Below are 1,064 nucleotides of genomic sequence, written 5' to 3'. Positions count from 1 at the left end.
AGAGATTAGACGTTGGGGTTGTTACTTTTTATCTTTGCATTATTACATATCATCACTTACAAAGAACAAATTTGACTTTAATGATATTAATAATAATTATTATCAATTTGTTAGATTAGGTTATATGGGGATTAATTGTTATATTTTAAATCCATGTAAAATCTTAAGTTTCTTTGGTGTTAAAAGAGATGTTCGTGTTGAGAATAAATCTTATAAATGTTTAAAGGATGAATTTGAGATAAGTGAAGTTAAAATAAAGAATAATATTGGGTCCCATTTTATGGCAACAAATAATACAGAAGTTTTATATGATCCTCTTTTTCTTAAAGATAGAGGGCAAGAATATCATCTTAAATCTAAGCGTATATTTAGAAAAATATAAGTTCCTCTAATATATTATCTCCATTATTATTATTTATTATTAAAAGGCTATATGCCTTTTTTTTATGCTTATTTATTATGTTAAATATTGATTTTTGTTAAATTGAATTGTATAATAGCTAATAACTATGTATTGAGTTATTTTTTTCAACCTATTTTTAACCTTTATTTCTAAAATAAAAAATTCTAACAAAGAGAATTATAACTTCTTTTTGTTATTTTTATTATAGTAATACATGAAATATACAATATTATTTAAAACCATCTTTAATATCATGATATGCTTTTAATTTACTTGCTTTAGAAAGGCCATAAACATTATCTATTTCAGATGTTGATGCATATTTCATTAATTCTTTAATTTCAAATGAATTGTATCCTTTACTTTTAAGTGTTGCAATAAATATATTTCTACATATATGTAGCGATTTACGATGTTTAAATCCTGATTTTGTTAGTAATTCTTTAAATTGTTTTGAGATCTCACTTATATTTATTCTATTATCTTTAAAGCGATGTTTACTTTTTTGAAATAGATAAGTACGTCTTGAATCTTGTCCTTTATTTTTAAAATGAAGTTTATGAATTTCTTCTATAGCTTCAAATTCAGATTTACTTATTACTACTTCTCTAATGCAAATACTGGTTCGCTTCTTTGCAACATTTACACGTAAACTATAAAA

The 1,064-nt window shown here is 22.7% G+C and carries 2 protein-coding genes; one reads left to right on the top strand and one right to left on the bottom strand.

All coding sequences use genetic code 11. From position 1 onward, the window contains the following. A partial coding sequence (locus U880_RS0100530; protein WP_024654349.1) for a DUF261 domain-containing protein occupies positions 1 to 382 on the top strand: 382 nt, incomplete at its 5' end. A gap of 250 nt (positions 383 to 632) precedes the next feature. Here the strand turns inward: U880_RS0100530 and U880_RS0100525 are convergent. Next, positions 633 to 1,064: tyrosine-type recombinase/integrase (locus U880_RS0100525; protein WP_024654348.1), on the bottom strand; the 432-nt coding region annotated here is incomplete at its 5' end.

The organism is Borrelia hispanica CRI (assembly GCF_000500065.1).
In the GTDB taxonomy this organism is placed as follows: domain Bacteria; phylum Spirochaetota; class Spirochaetia; order Borreliales; family Borreliaceae; genus Borrelia; species Borrelia hispanica.
The sequence above is the reverse complement of the archived record's forward strand: the minus strand, read 5'-3'. Positions and strand labels throughout refer to the sequence as shown.